Origin of the sequence: Halomonas hibernica (genome assembly GCF_013183775.1) — a bacterium.
In the GTDB taxonomy this organism is placed as follows: Bacteria; Pseudomonadota; Gammaproteobacteria; order Pseudomonadales; family Halomonadaceae; genus Vreelandella; species Vreelandella citrativorans.
Genome location: NZ_VIFN01000001.1, coordinates 816,294 through 834,705 on the forward strand (window position 1 = coordinate 816,294; position 18,412 = coordinate 834,705).

General features: G+C 52.2%; 21 protein-coding genes. 4 read left to right on the top strand and 17 right to left on the bottom strand.

Going from position 1 to position 18,412, the window contains the following annotated elements:
* Positions 1–68: 68 nt before the first annotated feature.
* Together FKN99_RS03820 and FKN99_RS03825 are read left to right on the top strand one after the other, a co-directional pair.
* The gene (locus FKN99_RS03820) at positions 69–1,010 is read left to right on the top strand and encodes a histone deacetylase family protein (RefSeq protein WP_172116649.1); all 942 of its coding nucleotides are present in this window, start codon (positions 69–71) and stop codon (positions 1,008–1,010) included.
* Between the two features lie 81 nt (positions 1,011–1,091).
* Positions 1,092–1,724, top strand: a complete 633-nt coding sequence (locus FKN99_RS03825) for a helix-turn-helix domain-containing protein (RefSeq protein ID WP_172116650.1) — start codon at positions 1,092–1,094, stop codon at positions 1,722–1,724.
* 28 nt (positions 1,725–1,752) lie between these two features.
* Here the strand turns inward: FKN99_RS03825 and FKN99_RS03830 are convergent, their stop codons facing one another.
* The 8 genes from FKN99_RS03830 to FKN99_RS03865 all read right to left on the bottom strand — a co-directional run bounded on the left by FKN99_RS03830 (position 1,753) and on the right by FKN99_RS03865 (position 6,137).
* Positions 1,753–2,103: a TusE/DsrC/DsvC family sulfur relay protein gene (locus FKN99_RS03830; protein WP_172116651.1), complete on the bottom strand. Its 351-nt coding sequence runs from the start codon at positions 2,101–2,103 to the stop codon at positions 1,753–1,755.
* 1 nt (position 2,104) lies between these two features.
* Complete coding sequence (gene tusB, locus FKN99_RS03835; protein ID WP_172116652.1) at positions 2,105–2,392, bottom strand: sulfurtransferase complex subunit TusB; 288 nt, start codon at positions 2,390–2,392, stop codon at positions 2,105–2,107.
* 13 nt (positions 2,393–2,405) lie between these two features.
* Entirely contained in the window at positions 2,406–2,771 is a 366-nt protein-coding gene (gene tusC, locus FKN99_RS03840; RefSeq protein ID WP_172116653.1) for a sulfurtransferase complex subunit TusC, read from the bottom strand.
* Between the two features lie 11 nt (positions 2,772–2,782).
* Positions 2,783–3,172, bottom strand: a complete 390-nt coding sequence (tusD, locus tag FKN99_RS03845) for a sulfurtransferase complex subunit TusD (protein WP_172116654.1) — start codon at positions 3,170–3,172, stop codon at positions 2,783–2,785.
* Positions 3,173–3,255: 83 nt separating this feature from the next.
* On the bottom strand, positions 3,256–3,936 hold the full coding sequence (locus FKN99_RS03850) for a Bax inhibitor-1/YccA family protein (RefSeq protein WP_172116655.1): 681 nt from the start codon (positions 3,934–3,936) through the stop codon (positions 3,256–3,258).
* Positions 3,937–4,129: 193 nt separating this feature from the next.
* Complete coding sequence (locus tag FKN99_RS03855; protein WP_172116656.1) at positions 4,130–4,285, bottom strand: hypothetical protein; 156 nt, start codon at positions 4,283–4,285, stop codon at positions 4,130–4,132.
* Between the two features lie 124 nt (positions 4,286–4,409).
* Positions 4,410–5,414 (bottom strand): aldo/keto reductase, encoded by a 1,005-nt coding sequence (locus FKN99_RS03860; protein WP_172116657.1) that lies wholly within the window; start codon positions 5,412–5,414, stop codon positions 4,410–4,412.
* A 141-nt stretch (positions 5,415–5,555) separates the two neighbouring features.
* Positions 5,556–6,137, bottom strand: a complete 582-nt coding sequence (locus FKN99_RS03865) for a hemerythrin domain-containing protein (protein WP_172116658.1) — start codon at positions 6,135–6,137, stop codon at positions 5,556–5,558.
* A gap of 28 nt (positions 6,138–6,165) precedes the next feature.
* Between FKN99_RS03865 and FKN99_RS17845 the strand changes: the two genes are divergently transcribed.
* Positions 6,166–6,531 (top strand): hypothetical protein, encoded by a 366-nt coding sequence (locus FKN99_RS17845; protein WP_253926948.1) that lies wholly within the window; start codon positions 6,166–6,168, stop codon positions 6,529–6,531.
* Between the two features lie 93 nt (positions 6,532–6,624).
* Here the strand turns inward: FKN99_RS17845 and FKN99_RS03875 are convergent, their stop codons facing one another.
* The 3 genes from FKN99_RS03875 to FKN99_RS03885 all read right to left on the bottom strand — a co-directional run bounded on the left by FKN99_RS03875 (position 6,625) and on the right by FKN99_RS03885 (position 9,365).
* Positions 6,625–6,831: a hypothetical protein gene (locus FKN99_RS03875; RefSeq protein ID WP_172116659.1), complete on the bottom strand. Its 207-nt coding sequence runs from the start codon at positions 6,829–6,831 to the stop codon at positions 6,625–6,627.
* Positions 6,832–6,924: 93 nt separating this feature from the next.
* Entirely contained in the window at positions 6,925–7,536 is a 612-nt protein-coding gene (locus tag FKN99_RS03880; protein WP_172116660.1) for a flavodoxin family protein, read from the bottom strand.
* 29 nt (positions 7,537–7,565) lie between these two features.
* A complete protein-coding gene (locus tag FKN99_RS03885; protein WP_172116661.1) occupies positions 7,566–9,365 on the bottom strand; it encodes a thiamine pyrophosphate-requiring protein in 1,800 nt (599 codons plus the stop codon).
* Between the two features lie 786 nt (positions 9,366–10,151).
* On the opposite strand from FKN99_RS03885, the gene FKN99_RS03890 reads away from it, so the two are divergent.
* On the top strand, positions 10,152–10,346 hold the full coding sequence (locus FKN99_RS03890; RefSeq protein ID WP_172116662.1) for a hypothetical protein: 195 nt from the start codon (positions 10,152–10,154) through the stop codon (positions 10,344–10,346).
* A gap of 90 nt (positions 10,347–10,436) precedes the next feature.
* On the opposite strand, the gene FKN99_RS03895 is transcribed toward FKN99_RS03890, so the two are convergent.
* From FKN99_RS03895 to FKN99_RS03920, 6 genes are all read right to left on the bottom strand, one after another.
* Complete coding sequence (locus FKN99_RS03895) at positions 10,437–10,661, bottom strand: hypothetical protein (RefSeq protein ID WP_172116663.1); 225 nt, start codon at positions 10,659–10,661, stop codon at positions 10,437–10,439.
* A 92-nt stretch (positions 10,662–10,753) separates the two neighbouring features.
* Positions 10,754–11,566 carry a peptidylprolyl isomerase gene (locus FKN99_RS03900; RefSeq protein ID WP_172116664.1) on the bottom strand — a complete coding sequence of 271 codons (813 nt, stop codon included), beginning with the start codon at positions 11,564–11,566 and terminating at the stop codon, positions 10,754–10,756.
* Positions 11,567–11,591: 25 nt separating this feature from the next.
* Positions 11,592–12,281, bottom strand: coding sequence for a respiratory nitrate reductase subunit gamma (gene narI / locus FKN99_RS03905; protein WP_087105405.1), 690 nt, complete (start codon positions 12,279–12,281; stop codon positions 11,592–11,594).
* Positions 12,282–12,294: 13 nt separating this feature from the next.
* The gene (narJ, locus tag FKN99_RS03910; RefSeq protein ID WP_172116665.1) at positions 12,295–13,077 is read right to left on the bottom strand and encodes a nitrate reductase molybdenum cofactor assembly chaperone; all 783 of its coding nucleotides are present in this window, start codon (positions 13,075–13,077) and stop codon (positions 12,295–12,297) included.
* Positions 13,070–14,632: a nitrate reductase subunit beta gene (gene narH / locus FKN99_RS03915; RefSeq protein ID WP_172116666.1), complete on the bottom strand. Its 1,563-nt coding sequence runs from the start codon at positions 14,630–14,632 to the stop codon at positions 13,070–13,072. The genes narJ and narH overlap by 8 nt, the downstream gene beginning before the upstream one ends.
* A complete protein-coding gene (locus FKN99_RS03920; protein WP_172116667.1) occupies positions 14,629–18,399 on the bottom strand; it encodes a nitrate reductase subunit alpha in 3,771 nt (1,256 codons plus the stop codon). Before FKN99_RS03920 ends, narH begins: the two co-directional genes overlap by 4 nt.
* Positions 18,400–18,412 lie beyond the last annotated feature (13 nt).

The window sequence follows — 18,412 nt, forward strand, 5'->3', positions numbered from 1 at the left end:
GACTTATTGACACTGTCGCGCAAGCCCCAGAGGCGATTAAGGTGGCCTCAATACAATGGAGCGCTTGAATGATCACCTCTTACCTTACCCATCCAGACTGCTCATTGCATCATATGGGACCAGAACATCCTGAAAGTCCACAGCGTCTGGAAGCAATTCGCGCTCGCCTTTCACTTGCCGGTTTATTACAGCAGACCATGCAGTCTGATGCCAAAGAAGCCAGTTTTGAGGCGTTGGCAAAAGTACACCCGCCCCGGCACCTTAATGCTTTAGAGAAATGTGTGCCTACTGAAGACATTGTCGCCCTGGACAGCGAAACACTCATGAATCCGGATAGCTTAAAAGCTGCCCGGGTTGCTGCCGGGGCCACTATAAAAGCAGTCGATCAGGTGTTTAAGGGCCACGCTGATAATGTTTTTTGTGCTGTTAGGCCTCCCGGTCATCATGCCGAAGCAAGCGAGGCGATGGGCTTTTGCTTTTATAACAATATCGCCGTAGGTGCCGCCCATGCACGTGACGTATATGGTGCCAAGCGTATCGCTATCCTCGATTTTGATGTCCACCAGTGTAATGGAACTATCGATATTTTTAAGGGCAGATCAGATGTCCTGATCTGTACAAGCTTTCAGTACCCGTTTTACCCGTGGCGTTATCTGCGTAGTGAGTGGCACAACGTTGTTAATACGCCGCTAGAATCAGGCACTGACAGCACTGAATTTCGACGCCTCATTGAGCATCAGTGGCTACCCGCCCTTCATGCGTTTAAACCGGACCTGGTGATGATATCGGCAGGGTTTGATGCTCATCGCGACGATACGATGGCCGATATCTGCCTGGATGATGAAGACTATTATTGGATAACGCATTTGGCAATGGAGATCGCGGCGCTTTATGCGGATAACCGCGTTGTCTCTGTACTGGAAGGTGGCTACGACCCTAAATCATTAGGAAGAGGTGTGGAGGCGCATATTAGAGCCTTGCTGGGGCTACCTTTTTCAGAAGAAGGTTAAATATTCTGTACTCGCGAATACCCTGGCAGACGCTAACGCTATGTTACTATGGTCCCTATTGCTGTCTCTTATGTGACCATTATGACCGCCACTTCTGAAGAACATGCCGCACTGCGTATTGCCTCCGGCAGCAAACCGTTTGTAGAACCGCTTCTCTTGGGTGCGCGGCTCAAGCAGATTCGCTTGGCTAACCAATGGACGCTGGAAGATGTCAGCCAGCGTACCGGGCTAGCGCGCTCTACCCTTTCAAAGATTGAAAATGATCAAGTCTCGCCTACGTTTAGCGTCGTTCAAAAGCTCACCACTGGGCTTAATATCGATCTACCCCAGCTCTTTACGCCGCCCAAACGTGAACGCTATACCATGGGACGACGCGACTTAACGCGTAAAGACAAAGGGCAGCTACATCCAACGCCTACTTACGAGCATGAATTACTGGGGCACCAGCTGGCTCAAAAGCGCATGATTCCCTTTAAGACCATTGTGCGCGCACGCAACTTTGACGAATACCACCAATGGGTGCGTCATGATGGCGAAGAGTTTTTGATGGTGCTTCATGGCGATATCATGCTGTACAGCGAGTTTTATGCTCCGCTACTGCTTGTTGAAGGCGACAGCATCTATTTTGATAGTGATATGGGGCATGCACTGGTGTCTACCAGTGCTGATGATGCGGTTGTTCTGTCCGTTTGTACCCGAGGCGATTTGGCTTAATATCCAGCCTATCTTCAACTTACCGCTTCTACAGACAGTTGGTGGGTTTAGGCAACCCGGCAAGCCGCGCTATACGTTTCGCAGGGCTGCCGGGGAAAAGCGACATTAAATACATCGACTTGCCCTTCTCTTCTCCCAGCGCATTCTTCGTGGCTTTTACCAAGGGACGCATAGCCGGCGCCATTTCATAGCGGTTATAAAAATCACGCATTACACCAATTAATTCCCAATGTGCTTCAGTTAATACGAGCCCTTCATCACTGGCCAGCATTTCAGCTACAGCTTTTGACCATTTCGACTGCTCTACCAAGTATCCCTCAGGGTCTAATCCAATTTCTTTATCTGAATCAAGATAACGGTATATTTTTGAATCCGACATATTAGTACCACGTAACGATTTGAGGGTGGTGCTCAGTTAACGTAACGAATCCGTTCATATCAACCATAGGTAAGCCATTCGCTGTAACGGCAGCATTTAGGCCCCACGCCGCGACATCTTCGGCTAACAGAAAGATGCGTGACTGATACGCCTGCCAACCTTCCCAGTGCGTTTTCAGCGCCGCTTGTACACCTTCTTCCGTCAGTACTACAACATCCTCTTCACCAATGGCTTGCTGCATCTGTTGCGCAGCATCGCTATTTAGCGCCTTGGTTAAAATATGCAACATACTGAGCATCCCACTAAAAATTAAGTATTTGCGCGTACTGCTGAAGAAATCCAGGCATTGTTTTAGCTTTCAAAAACTGTACATCGTCTCGCAACGTGGATGCGGGCACTCCTAGAGTGGCCAAGGTCTCTTCGGTGGTCCAAAGCTGCTCGACATCGTACATCTCCAGCATATCGATGGTGGGGAGGCTGGCTTTCTGCCCTGGCGCCCCGCTGCCCTGCTCTTTTAATAACGCCATAGCGCCCTGCCCAAGGAACAGCAGGTCTACAGGCTGTCCAAATGCGGCCGCTACCAGCGCTGTATCCAGCCCTTCTCGCAGCAGGTTGGAGCCGTAAGGAGCATGACGAATGATAACCAGCAAGCTGTTTGACTCAGCCATTAGCTCTCCTGTTAGGCAAACGTAATAAAACGATCACAGCGCTGCTGTAAGGTTAACAACTGCCCTAGCCCGGTTAACTCAAAGGGCGCATCTATATTAAACGATGCTTTACCATGACGCAGCGCTTCCGCTTCACTTGCCAAGCCACGCCTTAGTGCCGCCGCTATGCATACGTCCAGGGGAACGTTATGCGCGCGGTGTAATTCGACCCAGGCATCGTGCAGGTTAAGTTCATCCTGGGGCGGGGCCATGAGTGAAGACGCGTTGTGCACCCCTTCATGATAAAAGAATACGCCTGACAAGTGGTGCCCCTGTGCCAACAGCGTACGAGCAAACCTTAAAGCAGAGTGTGGTGCGGGGCTGGTATACGGCGCACCCATCACCAATAAACCATACTCCATTATCGTCTCTCGAATCGGATAGCCAAAAAAAGACAGACCCTACAAGTAGGGTCTGTCCGGTTACCAGCTGACAACGCTATCGGTTAGTCGTTGCTCATGATACCTAAAATTGAAAGCAGGCTGATAAACAGATTGTAGATAGAAACATACAGCGTAACGGTTGCCAGAATATAGTTCGTTTCACCAGCGCGATGAATGATCTCACTGGTTTGATACAGGATGGCCGCTGAGGCGAACAGAACAAAGCCTGCTGATACCATCAGTGACAGGGCAGGAATGTTGAAGATCAAGCCAGCAACCATCGCAAGCACTAGCACAATAGCGCCAGCCAGCAGGAAGTTGCTTAAGAAGCTGAAATCCTTCTTGGTCGTTAACGCAACCGCTGAAAGGCCAAAGAAGGTAAGGCCCGTCATTGCCAGCGCATTCATAATCAGCGCGCCACCGTTAGGGAGCGTTAAATAGGCTGAAATGATGGGTCCCAGTGTGAATCCCATAAAACCGGTAAAAGCGAAGGTGGCCAGCAAACCAGCCGCAGAATTTGCCGTTTTATGTACCAGGAACATCAAGCCGTAGGCCCCAATAAAGAACACAAAGATGTTCATTTGTTGGATACCCATAGCCACTGATGCGCCAGCGGCCACTGCTGAGAAAAGCAGCGTCATTGCCAATAATGCGTAGGTATTGCGCAGTACCTTATTGGTGCTCACGCTGTTGGCAACACCACTGGATCGTGTTTGTGCCGTGTTTAGATCGTTATAAGCCATCTACGTATGCTCCCCAAATAATAGTGCTAACAATAGACCAGCATGCCGTTACCAAGTTCCAGACGCAAGTCCTTATCGCTTCGTTCATGTAAAGTACTCAACTTTTTTCTAACGAAAGAATTGACGGATTTGAATAGCGGCGTCTTGCAGAAAAAACCACGACTGACGATATTGTCATCGCCAGTCGTGGTTTTTAACGCTCTATTTCTTCATCTTTTTTCGGTGGAGTCACAGCGCTGCTGGCGGTTTGGCGAATATCCTGCGAGGCATATAACCGGGCATCAACCACATGCAGCACTGCAAGTTGTACGAAAAGCACTGCAAAACAGATGATTAAAGCTTTGATCATGGCGGCTTTCCTGAACCAGGCTGGCGATAGCTAACCTTTTGCTGAATGCTAGCTTAAAGCAGGCTGAAAGCAATAGCGGCATTCGATAAAAACCTGCCATGAAGAATAGCGCCCTATCCCTTGTCTACTGAGTAAACTCTTCCGTATCGATGTCCGCTTGCTGCGCTGGACTATACCGTTCACCGGCTACCTGATCAGGTGTCATCATTGAGTTGAGGTCACTGAGATAGTTTTTATCGAGCACCCAACTATCGGCTGCCAGGTTTTCGCGCATATGAGCGATTGAGCAAGTCCCAGGAATGGGCACTATATGGCTACCTTGTGCTTTTACCCAGGCCAGTGCCAATTGGGCGGTAGTCACGTCAAGCGCTTGGGCTAGCGCCTGAAAGCGTGAAAGCACCGCTAGATTTTTAGGCAGATTGTCAGCGTTAAAACGTGGCATGTTAGCCCGCATATCACCCTCACCAAACACTGTATCGACCTGAATCGCACCTGCCAAAAACCCACGACCCAAGGGGCTAAATGCAACCATCGCCACATCAAGTGTTTGGCAGGCTTTGATGAGCGCAATTTCGGGGTTGCGTGTCCAGAGGGAATACTCTGACTGCACTGCTGCTATGGGATACTCCTTATGCGCTTTGGAAAGCGTTTTCGCTGAAACCTCCGACAGCCCCACACCGCCTATCTTGCCTTCATCGACCAACTTACCCAGTTCGCCGACACTCTCCTCGACGGGTACGCCGGGATCAAGCCGGTGCAGGTAATAGATATCGATATGATCAGTCTTTAAACGTGTCAGGCTTGCCTCACACTGTTGGCGTAGTATGTCTGGTCGACCATTGATAACCCGCTTTCCCGTCTCAGCATCAATCGCCATACCGCATTTACTGGCCAACAACAGCGCTTGGCGCTTGTCTTTTAAGGCATTGCCCAGCAAGCGCTCATTCGCCGTGGCCCCATACAGTGTCGCGGTGTCAAAGTGCCGATACCCCATTTCAAACGCTTCATGCAATGCTCGCAGGGCGTCTTTTTCAGACACCTGCTGACCATAACCATGAGACAAGTTCATACAACCAAGGCCAACAGCAGGCGAAGACACTTCTTTAAGACGCTGGAAAAACATCGACATAGGCATTCCCTGAAAGAAAATTTCGGCAGTACCGTTATGCCGTATAATAGTTAACAACTCAACGAACGAAAGCCCCACGGCACACCATGGGGCCTTCGGCAACGAACCATAAATTTCAGACGGCAGGTTTTCAAAAGCCTATTAACCGGTATGTCGGCCTTGAAGCTTATCCAGTAGCCGATCAACCATGCCGACGCCCGGCCCGACGCTCTTATGAAATAGCTCAGAATGAGGCGCGTTAGGATGCGGCCGTGTCGGCGCTAGCTTTTTGGCAGCGTCGACTTTATTCCCCAAGTCGATAAGTTCATCAACGGGTATATGATTACGTAGTTTGGGAAATTGGTCGGACTCTTCATCATCAATGTGATGGCGAAGCTGTTTTTCCATCTCTTTAGTCAGTGTCATAAACGAGGGGTCTGACGCATCGACATCCTCTAGCTTCTTCATCACCTTGACCAATTCATCATGCTCTCTCTTATCGTGCTCAACTTCATCACGCCCATTAGGAATATGTTTCTCCATAGCAGGGTAAACATACATTTCCTCAGCAACGGCATGGCGCATCACTTCGGCAATAGCGGTGTCTATCAAGTCTCGACGCTGCTCGGGGCCGTTACTGCTTTCTACTTGGGCGAGTAGCTCCAGCATTTCCTGGTGGTCAGTCGTTAAAATATTGATGACGTCCAACCCGTTTCCTGTCTGGCCTTGCGTGTAGTTATCCATACCCTTCTCTCCCTCTTATTCAGAATCCATGAGCCGCCAGCTCCATTTCAAGCTAGCTCGCCTGATCGGTATTTCCAAGCTCACAGCCCGTGACCTAATACATGTTAAGAAGGTTTTTAAAACTGATTGGCAGGTGGCTGACGTCATATTCAAGCCGCACGCCATCAGCTACGTTATAAAAGGATTTCAAACCAGGGAGCGGATGATGGCGACGTTTATGGTGTATCGAGCGGTTCAGGAAGGCGCTGAAATTGATGCCCAGCCTGAGTGGTGGGTCGTAGACTTGCGTGAGGAGGAAGAAAGAGATGGTGATTTGGTGCGCAAACGTTGTGCGACCAAGCCTGAAGCAGATGAAGCCGTTAATGAACTTAACAAAAAATATGCAACGACTTAGTAGTATCGATAACAGTACGACGGCTGAACATCCACCAGCCTGAAAGCTGACAGGCTGGTGGACGATAATAATGTAGCAAGCAGAAGGAGGCCGCTATTTTTTACCCGTTAACGATCTAAGCAGCGTCTCAACCTGGTGGTCGCCCTCACCTTCATCATCCAACTCCTCTTTCGCCAGCTCTTTTTTATTTCCCACGACGGCATTGCAGGCACTGCAGTAGATATTGTCATCTTCGTCTGTGTTTTCAGGGAAACGGTAGTCTTCGCTGCCACATTGGGCACATCGTTTCGGAAATGCCATTTAAACTTACTCCTTGTGTTGTGTGCGACATACCTTTACAGCTTAGCCGAAAGTGAATTAACTGCGTATGTGCACCTATAGCACATTCAGCGCCTAGCTCTCTTGTGGTGGATACGGGTTCTGCTTTAATAACGTGGCCAAGTGAACACAATTAAGCGCCAGGCCTGCCGTAGCGCTCTGAGTCGCTTCTGGTGTCTTCTCAAAATCCTTGAGGTCGACTCCCTGCATGGCTTCACCCACCCAATAGGTGCATGCGTTGGCAGGAAGGGTAAAACCAACGTCGTTTAGCCCCTGAAACAGCTCGGCAACAATATGATGAGCGCCATCTTCATTACCTACCACCACGACACCGGCGACCCGACCATACGAGACCATTCGTCCCTGCTCATCGGTTTCGCCAAGAAACGCATCCAGTCGCTCTAATACACGTTGACAGATACTGGAGTGATGGCCTAACCAGATAGGGCTACCCAGGATGAAGATATCGGCATCCAGAATCTGCTTTCGTATTTGCGGCCAATCATCACCCTCACCTTCATCCGATGTCACACCGGGCTTAATATTAAAATCCGCAGCACGGATTTTCTCGCCAGTGACGCCATGGCGCTCAAGCGCTGCCAAGGTCTCGGATATAAGTCGATCACAAGAAGACGCTGCGGGTGACGCTTTAAGCGTACAGTTGATAGCCAAGGCTTTTAACGACATGAGACTCTCCTTTTATGCGGCTTGGGGTGTCAGTGCTTGCGAAGCTTGGGGGTTATCTGCCGGGCGAACTGCCGAAACGAGGCTTTAACCGTACCCAGCGCGTCCGGATCGCCGTGCAAAAGCGCTGACATATAGGCTTTCGCCTGTTCGGGCTTTATATGCGGCGGGATCGGCGGAACATCAGGGTCAGTTATAACTTCCAGCACAACGGGGCGGTCAGCACTTAAGGCCTGCTCCCAAGCATTCGCTAACATCTCGGGATCGCTAACCTTAATGCCCTTGAGCCCAATAAGCTCGGCATATTCGGCATAAGGAAAGTCAGGGAGATCCTGCGAGGCTTCATACTTCGGGTCGCCTTCCATTACCCGCATTTCCCACGTGACTTGATTAAGGTCCTGGTTATTAAGCACCATAACGATCAAGCGTGGGTCCGCCCACTGCTGCCAATACTTGGCAATGGTAATTAACTCCGAATTACCGTTCATCTGCATGGCCCCGTCCCCAACCAATGCAATGGCCACCCGTTCGGGATAAGCGAACTTGGCGGCTATCGCATAGGGAACGCCATTTCCCATCGTGGCAAGTCCGCCAGAAACCGATGCCATCATGCCACGGCGTAATTTGAGATCACGTGCGTACCAGTTAGCAGCGGAACCGGAATCGCTGGTGAGAATGCAGCTATCAGGCAGGCGCGGCGACAGCTCCCAAAAAACACGCTGCGGGTTAACCGGGTCAGCCTCCGCCATGGCACGCTCTTCAAGCACTTCCCACCATTGGGCAACACTTTTCTCAATATCTTGACGCCAACCACGATCTGTTTTCTGCTCTAAATAGGGCAACAGCGCTTGTAAGGTAGTCGCGCTATCACCCACGAGGTTCACCTCCATTGGGTAACGCATACTCACCTGGCGCCCATCAATATCGATTTGTACACCCCGGGCCTGCCCCTCCTCCGGTAAGAATTCCGAATAGGGGAAGCTTGAGCCAATCATCAATAGCGTGTCGCAGTTGGCCATTAACTCCCAGCTTGGGTTAGTACCCAGTAACCCGATAGATCCGGTAACGAAAGGCAAGTCGTCAGGAAGCACTGCACGCCCCAGTAGCGCCTTAGCGACACCAGCGCCTAGCCTGTCAGCCACCTGAATAATCTCATCGGTCGCATTCAGAGCCCCAGCACCCACTAGCATCGCCACTCTCTTTCCTTCATTTAACACTTGGGCGGCTTGGCGCAAATCATTGTCATGAGGCACGGTAATGGGGCTTGAGTAGCCCACGCCCGAATGCACAGTACCGTGAGCATGCGCAGGTGTTTCAACCGCAGGCTGGGACTGAAGGTCATTGGGAACGATGATAACCGTCACGGTCCGCTCGGCGAGGGCTATACGGATAGCGCGGTCAATAAGGTGGCGTATCTGAGCTGGGCTGGTCGCCATATGCACGAATTCATGGGCGACGTCTTTGAAAAGCGACACCAGGTCGACTTCTTGCTGATATTCACCGCCTAAGGCCGCACGTGCTTGCTGGCCAACAATGGCGACGACTGGCTGATGATCTTTTTTGGCATCGTACAAGCCATTAAGCAGATGAATGGCACCAGGCCCGGAAGTCGCGGTACACACACCCACTTCCCCCGTAAACTTGGCATGAGCACACGCCATGAATGCCGCCATCTCTTCATGACGGGCTTGCACGAACTCGAACTGGTCACCCGCTCGTTGTAATGCCCCCATGATGCCGTTGCTGCCATCCCCCGAATACCCGAAAATACGTTTAACACCCCACTCACCCAAACGTTGAACCAGAAAATCACCTACCAGCTGCTTACTCATTTAAGCCTCCATGGCAAAGCTACGCCTTAGCTCGTCACTTTCATATAAATGTTCACTAGGCCTATAGGTATAGATACGGGTATCAGCAAAGGTCAACTTGGCAGGGCTTCTTGTTAATGATTATTAAACAACAACCTGTAGAGTAGGCTAGCTTGCTTGCTAAACGGCCATGTTCATTTTTTTAATTCTCATGGATTACCCACCATAACGAAATGTATGCCTCGCACCTGAGAAGAATTTACACTTGGGCAAGGCGAACCCAACGTAACCGACGATATAATCCAGATATACGTTATTTACTTTTACGCTTAAAGCAAGAAGCCCGACCAGAGGCCGGGCTTTAACGTTGCATCCTTGTACACTCCGCAAGCTTCCTGCCTGCCCATCCTTAGGGAGTCTTCCTGACTCACTATTCCTTGCTGAACATCCTTGTCCAGTGGGTTGAGATTGACACACTAAAAATGGCCTGTAAGTAACATAGTATAATTGATAGTAAAAACGCACTTATTTATTAACCTGCAGTAACTCTGTTAGTTAGCCAACTAGCCAAACAATGAGGCCACCTGCTAATCCACTTCGGGTTAAGTAGTAGAAACTTAGCCATAAGTAGTTATAACTATAATCTTATTTATCATACTTATTGAGGACGCCATGCACTCTAATACAAATTAACAATAAGAAACGTTCTTTTGATTTAAAAATAGTATGTAACATTAGATGAAAAAAGGCCTATAGTCTTTCATCACCCGTATTCGGGTTGATACATAACTCATGGAGGAGAAAGTGATGATCGCTGTTCATCAGGGTACCAAAATTGCGTTTTCAGCTATTTACCGGCGTTTGGTTATCAACCAGCTTATTAACCGTGTCGACAGCCTTGAATCTGAAAAATATGGGCTTATCGCCGAAAACAAGATATTGGCTACTGAAAACGCCAAGCTACGCAGGGCATTAGCAGAGCAACATAACGATGTAGCGTGATATTTAGTTCTGCGACCCTTGGCTAGCCGTAACGACGTCTAGGCCAAGGGTGGCGGAGTCTATGAGAGTTTTCAGCCACAAGCGGTTCAATCAAACTTTCTTTTTATCTCCGGTAATTTCATCGGTGACTTTTCGCAATCCCCTTTCAATCGGATGCTCATCATCATTATCACCTGTCACGCTAAACTCTGAGTTCGCCCCCCCGCTGTATATTTCTGCACCACAAGTGCCACACGTTGGGAGGGCATTTTCCGTATCGTTTGCGTCGGCGATATATTCCTTACCACATTTCTGACACTTATCGACATGTTCCATGGCCGTTCTCCTTTTTCCTATATCACTTCAACCTTAGAAGAAAGAAATGGTTCCATAAAGTCCGGGCAAGCCGATAACCACGCAGAGCGGTCCTATTGCATCAGACTACCGCCCGCGTCGTCGTCAAGCGCGATTCCCTGGACGCCTATCTCCGCCTCTAATGACAACAGGTAGTGGCGCAATGCGCGCCGCGTTGCCTGTTCCTCCAGGTGATGGCGAACACGTTCGGTAACGGCTTCGTAAGGCAGCAACTGCCCTTCCTCGCGGGCATCAACCACCACCAAGTGCCAACCATAGCGGGAGGCAATGGGCCGCTCATGAAGGCCGTTGGGTAAGTGGTGTAGCACTCGCTCAAGTTCAGCAACCGTTTGCCCTTGGGCCAACCAGCCGAGTTCCCCACCTTGGGTGTTGGAAGGACACGCTGAGTGGCGCTGGGCAAACTCCGTAAAGCGCGCAGGATCGTCCTTCAATGTTTCCAGCAGTGTTACGCCTTGCTGATAGTGTGCATCCCGAGCCACAGCATCTTCAGGCGCCGCAGCCAGCAAAATATGACGCACCTTTAAACGTGTGGGCTCACTAAAACGCTCGGGGTGGTGCGCATAAAAGCGTTGGCAATCCTCGGTGCTGGGCTCCGGCACGTTCAGCGCCTGGTCTAGAAGCTGTGCAATCACCTTGTCATCCGCTGTTTCATTATCAGCCAATAACCCTTGCGCTTGGGCCTGCTGACACAGCAGCTCACGGACAACCAACGCCCGCGCAGCCTTAAGCTGGGCACTCCCCGCACTGTCTGAGGGGTGATACTGCATTTCATGGGCAATGTCGCTTTCTTCAATAGCGCGACTGCCCACCTGTATCAATGGTAGCGTGGCTTCACTTGGCAGCGCTTCGATATCAATCATTTGCATAACAACTCTCCTGATAAATTATCGTTTAGCCGCGTTTACGCACTAATTGATAGCGCCGGGTCAGATAACCGAAAGGCGCGCTCCATACATGCACTAGTCGAGTGAAAGGGAACAACAGGATAATGGTTAGCCCCAAAAAGATATGCAGCTTGAATATCCAGGAAACATCTTGCAGATAGTTCGCCGCGCCGCCATTAAAGAACACAATGGCCTGTGCCCAGCTTGCCAATGTCAGCATCATTTCGCCATCCATATGGCCCAGCGTGAAGAAAATGGTAGTGAGCCCAAGGCATGCCTGAATAAGCAAAATAGCCAGAATCAGCGTATCCATTTTACTCGATGAGGCGCGCACACGTGGATTGAACATCCGCCGATAAAGCAGCATCGCCCCGCCGATCACACACAACACGCCGGCAATACCACCAATCACCACGGCAAGCAGTTGCTTAGTGCTAGGGAGAAGAAAGTGCTCATACATCCAGTGTGGAGTAAGCAGACCAACCAAGTGGCCAAAAAAGATGGTAATGATGCCGATATGGAAGAGATTGCTGGCCAGGCGCATGTTTTTGGTCGACAGCATCTGGCTGGAGCCGGTCTTCCAAGTGTACTGCCCGTAGTCAAAACGCACCAGGCTCCCAAACAGAAATACGGTACCGGCGAGATAGGGATAGTAGCCGTAGATAAAATACTCGAGGTAAGTCGTAATAGCGGACATTGAGATTCTCCTGTTAACGACCCATTGCCGGAGGCTGGGCTCCGGGAGAGAGAATGCGAACGGCATCGTGTTGAACACCCTGCTTGCGTTCAGCCAAGCGACGCCCTTCGGCAGATTGCAACGCACAGTCCTCGTCGGATGCCGCAGAAAAACGTACGGCTTCCTCTTCCCATACGGCATCCAGCGCTTCGGGGGTATTGTCAGGCTTTTCCGCCTTCACAACGGAGCGATGCGCGTTTATGTCCGCTTCGGCGCCGATGAGCGCCAGCAGCGCATGGGTCACCAGGGCATAGTCGCTATCACGCTCTTCCAGGCGAGCGGCAAGTAGCGCCAGAATATGGCGAATATTGCCAATCCAGCGGGCCATTTCCACATCGCTTCGCGTGGAGAGATACTCCAGGAACAGCGGTAAATAGTCAGGCAGCTCCCGGGCGTCTAGCTCAAAACCCGCCTTTCGGTACTCATCCATGAGATCCACCATGGCCTGGCCACGCTCTCGTGATTCTCCGTGTACGTGTTCAAACAGCAGCATCGATGTAGCCCGACCCTGTTCGAAAAGCGCGACATACTCAGCTTGAAGGCTTAAAAGCTCGCTATCGGCAATTTGCTGACACCAACTCATCAAACGTTGGCGTAACGAAGCGGGCCAGCGATTCTCCGCGGCCACGATCTCGACAAGCTCCCCTACGGCCTGCTGCAATTCAGCTGTTGGGTAGTCAAGCAACCGCGACAGTACGCGCAGGCTGCGCATGGTCTGTTGCTCTGGGGTCAAGAGCGGCTCTGCCAGATTACTCATGACGCGCCTCCTCGGATTGCGCCTGCGGATCAAAAACATTGACCGGCTTCACCATCGTGCTCTCAATAGGCCGACCGTTGAACAGGTTCGGCGTGCTCTCGCCGTTGCACCCGTCACCAAAGGTGAATCCGCACCCACCCCGTTCCGGGAAGGCGTCGCGCGCCATCTCGCGGTGGCTGGTTGGAATCACGAACCGATCTTCATAGTTGGCGATTGCCAGATAGCGGTACATGTCCTCCACCTGAGCAACGCTTAGACCCACATCTTCCAGCACGCTGATATCCGCTTCTCCTTCAACATGCTTACCGCGCATATAAAGGCGCATCGCCATCAAACGCTTAAGCGCGAGCACAACGGGGGCTTCTTCCCCGGCGGTCAGCATATTGGCCAAGTACTTCACCGGGATGCGCAGCGACTCAATTTTTGGCATCACGCCATCGAACTCGACCTTACCCGCTTCGGCCGCAGACTGAATGGGCGACAGCGGCGGTACGTACCAGACCATGGGCAGCGTGCGGTATTCAGGGTGCAGCGGAAGCGCCAGCTCCCAATCAATGGCCAGTTTGTAGACGGGCGATGCCTGAGCGGCCTGAATGACGTTGTCGGGAATACCGTCTTTCTTGGCTTGGGCAATGACCTCGGGGTCATGAGGGTCCAGGAAGATGTCGCGCTGGCGGTGGTACAAGTCCTGCTCGTCGGCGGAGCTTGCGACTTCCTCAATGCGGTCGGCGTCATAAAGCAGGACACCCAAATAACGAATGCGCCCCACGCAGGTTTCTGAGCAGATGGTTGGCTGGCCCGACTCAATACGCGGGTAACAGAAAATGCACTTCTCGGATTTGCCGCTTTTCCAGTTGTAGTAGATCTTCTTGTAGGGGCAACCGGAAATACACATCCGCCAGCCGCGGCATTTATCCTGGTCAATCAGTACGATGCCGTCTTCTTCACGTTTGTAAATGGCGCCACTGGGGCAGCTTGCCACGCAGGTAGGGTTAAGGCAGTGCTCACACAGGCGCGGCAGATACATCATGAAGGTGTTTTCGAACTGGCCATAGATATCTGCCTGCACCTGTTCAAAGTTGATGTCCTTGCGGCGCTTGGCAAACTCGGTGCCCAGAATTTCCTCCCAGTTAGGGCCCCATTCAATTTTCTTCATGCGCTCACCAGAGATCAGTGAACGCGGGCGGGCTACCGGCTGGTGCTGTCCGGGCTTGGCAGTGTGCAGGTGCTGGTAATCAAAGGTGTAAGGTTCGTAGTAGTCATCAATAGCGGGCAAGTCGGGGTTGGCGAAGATATTGGCCAGTACACGCCATTTACCGCCAATGCGCGGCTCAATCTTGCCATCACGGCTGCGCATCCAACCGCCCTTCCACTTGGCCTGGTTTTCCCACTCCTTGGGATAGCCGATACCCGGCTTGGTCTCAACGTTGTTGAACCAAGCATACTCGACACCTTCGCGGCTAGTCCAGACGTTTTTGCACGTCACTGAGCAGGTGTGACAACCAATGCACTTATCAAGGTTGAGGACCATGCCTACCTGAGAGCGAATTTTCATTTCACCGCCTCCTGAACGTCATCCTGGCCTTCACCATCCAGCCATTCGATATGCTTCATCTTGCGTACCAGCACGAACTCATCGCGGTTCGAGCCTACGGTTCCGTAGTAGTTGAAGCTGTAAGCGAGCTGGGCGTAGCCGCCGATCATATGAGTGGGTTTAGGGCAAACACGCGTCACAGAGTTATGAATACCACCACGCGTGCCGGTAATTTCCGAACCGGGGACGTTCACCTGACGCTCTTGGGCGTGGTACATCATCACCATGCCATCCTTAACGCGCTGGCTGACCACGGCGCGGGCAGCAATCGAGCCGTTGGCGTTATAAACCTCTATCCAGTCGTTGTCTTGAATATCGATATCGGCGGCGTCAGCTTCGGAAAGCCACACCACGGGGCCACCGCGGTTCAGCGTCAACATCAGCAGGTTGTCGGAGTAGGTGGAGTGAATCCCCCACTTTTGGTGCGGTGTCAGGAAATTCAGTGCCTTGCTTTTGAAGCCGTTATCCTCGGGCAGCTTGAAATTTTCCGCGGCGCGAGTATTGATCGGTGGGCGATACACCAACAGGCTTTCGCCGAAGTCGCGCATCCAGGCATGATCCTGATAGAACTGCTGACGGCCACTGACCGTGCGCCACGGAATCAGCTCATGCACGTTGGTATACCCGGCGGTATAGGAGACGTGCTCATCCTCCAGGCCCGACCACGTGGGGCTGGAAATGATCTTGCGCGGTTGCGCCACGATATCGCTAAAGCGGATTTTTTCATCCTCTTTAGGTCGTGCCAGATGCGAGTGGTCACGCCCGGTAATTTTGGAGAGTGCCTCCCACGCCTTGAGTGCTACCTGGCCATTGGTTTCTGGCGCCAGCGTCAGTACGGTTTCTGCCGCGTCAATAGCGCTTTCGATGTTCGGGCGCCCTTTTGCCGGGCCTTCATGCTTAACGTGATTCAGTTTGCCGATCAGTTCTATTTCGCTATCTGTGTTCCAACTGATGCCTTTGCCACCATTACCGAGCTTTTCAAGCGCCGGGCCAAGTGAGGTAAAACGCTCGTACGTGGCGGGGTAATCGCGCTGTACTTCTATCAATGCAGGCATGGTTTTGCCGGGGATGGGCGCGCACTCGCCCTTTTTCCAATCCTTTACACCTATCTGCGCAAGCTCGCCCGGGGAGTCGTGCTGCATGGGGAGCGTGACTAAATCCGTCTCTTCTCCCAAGTGGCCCACACACGCTTTCGAGAACGCCTTGGCGATGCCTTTATAAATATCCCAATCGCTGCGCGACTCCCAGGCAGGATCGGTGGCAGCCGTTAGCGGATGGATAAACGGGTGCATGTCGGAGGTATTAAGGTCGTTCTTTTCATACCAGGTCGCCGTGGGTAGCACGATGTCCGAATAGAGGCAGGTCGTCGACATACGAAAATCAAGCGTGACTAATAGGTCAAGCTTGCCTTCAGGCGCCTCGTCGTGCCATTTGACCTCTTCTGGCTTCTGCCCGCCAAAATCGCCCAGGTCTTTACCCTGAATGCCATGCCGAGTCCCCAGCAGGTACTTGAGCATGTATTCATGCCCTTTACCGGAGCTACCCAGCAGGTTAGAACGCCAGATAAACATGTTACGCGGGAAGTTCTGGGGGTTATCCGGGTCTTCGGCAGCAAAGGAAAGCTCACCGGCTTTTAATTGCTGAACGACATAATCCTTGGTGGCCATGCCGGCGTCTTTGGCCTTGCCCGCCAAATGCAGCGGATTCGTGGTTAGCTGAGGGGCAGACGGCAGCCAGCCCATACGCTCGGCGCGTACGTTGTAGTCGATCAGGCTGCCGGTGTGACGGCGAGGGTCAGCCAGTGGTGAAAGAATCTCTTTGATCTCAAGCTTCTCATAGCGCCACTGCGAAGAGTGGTTATAGAAGAATGACGTAGAGTTCATATGACGCGGTGGGCGCGTCCAATCAAGCCCAAATGCCAAGGGCAGCCAGCCCGTTTGGGGGCGCAATTTTTCCTGGCCGACATAGTGTGCCCAGCCGCCGCCGCTCTGGCCAATACACCCGCACATGATCAGCATATTGATCAAGCCGCGATAGTTCATGTCCATGTGGTACCAGTGGTTCATACCGGCACCCACGATAATCATGGAGCGCCCACGTGTCTTGTGGGCATTATCGGCAAATTCCCGCGCGATACGAGTACACTGCTCTGCCGAGACGCCGGTAATTTTTTCCTGCCAAGCGGGGGTGTAAGGTTTTATCTGGGCATAGTCGGTAGCGCCATCGTCCTCACCCGCTTGACCAAACCCACGGTCGATACCGTAGTTGGCACACATCAGGTCAAAGACCGTCACCACCAGCACGCTGCCGCCATCGGCTTTTTGCAGCCGTTTAGCGGGCAGGCTGTGGAACAAGCGGTCGCCACTTTCGCCTTCTACATGCGCAAAGTGCTTATGCTCGATACCGCCGAAATAGGGAAAAGCCACGCGCGCGACGTCGTCATGGCGCTCGGCAAGGCTCAGGAGAGGTGAAATCTCAACGCCGTCGGCATCCAAAGGCTCCAGGTTCCATTTACCCTGGTGAGCTTCTTCTTCCCCCCACCGGAAACCAATAGAGCCCTGCGGGACTACCAGCTGATCACGTGCGTCATCCCAAACCAGTGTTTTCCACTCAGGATTATTGTCCTGCCCCAAGTGATCAGCAATATCACTGGCGCGCAGTTGGCGCCCGGGCACAAGAGAGCCATCATCGCGTGGCTCCAGCTCGACCAGGCAGGGCATATCGGTATACCGGCGCACGTAATCGGTAAAGTAGGCGCTGGGATTTTCAAGGTGAAACTCTTTGAGAATGACGTGGCCCATGGCCATGGCGAGCGCTGCGTCGGTGCCCTGTTTGGCAGAGAGCCACTCATCTGTGAGTTTGGAAACCTCGGCGTAATCGGGGGTAATGGAAACAGTTTTGGTGCCCTTATAGCGAACCTCGGTGAAGAAGTGGGCGTCTGGCGTGCGGGTCTGAGGCACATTCGACCCCCAGGCAATGATATAGCCTGAGTTGTACCAGTCGGCAGATTCGGGAACATCGGTTTGTTCGCCCCACGTCATCGGCGAGGCGGGTGGCAAATCGCAGTACCAGTCGTAAAAGCTCATGCATACGCCGCCGATTAACGACAGGTAGCGGCTACCGGCGGCGTAACTGACCATCGACATGGCAGGGATAGGTGAAAAGCCAATGATGCGGTCAGGCCCGTACTGTTTGGCGGTATAAACGTTGGAAGCCGCGATTAACTCATTAAGCTCATCCCAGTTGCCACGAACAAAGCCGCCCATGCCGCGGGCGCGTTTGTACTCTTTGGTTTTGGCCGGATCTTCAACAATCGAGGCCCAGGCCTCTACCGGGTCGCCTTTTTCACTTAACGCTGCACGCCAAAGCGCCAACAGCGGTTTACGGACAAGGGGATACTTGAGACGGTTAGCACTGTAAAGGTACCACGAGTAGCTCGCCCCTCGAGGGCAGCCGCGAGGCTCATGATTAGGCAGGTCGGGGCGTGTACGCGGGTAATCGGTCTGCTGAGTTTCCCATGTCACCAGGCCGTTTTTGACGTAAATTTTCCAGCTACACGAACCAGTACAATTAACTCCGTGGGTAGAGCGGACGACCTTGTCGTGTTGCCATCGGCGGCGGTAACTGTCTTCCCACTGGCGGTCTTCCTGGCGAACTTCGCCGTGGTCATTGGCAAAAGGCTCGCGCGTTTTGCGGAAAAAATTTAGCCGGTCAATGAAATGACTCATGGTCGATCTCCCT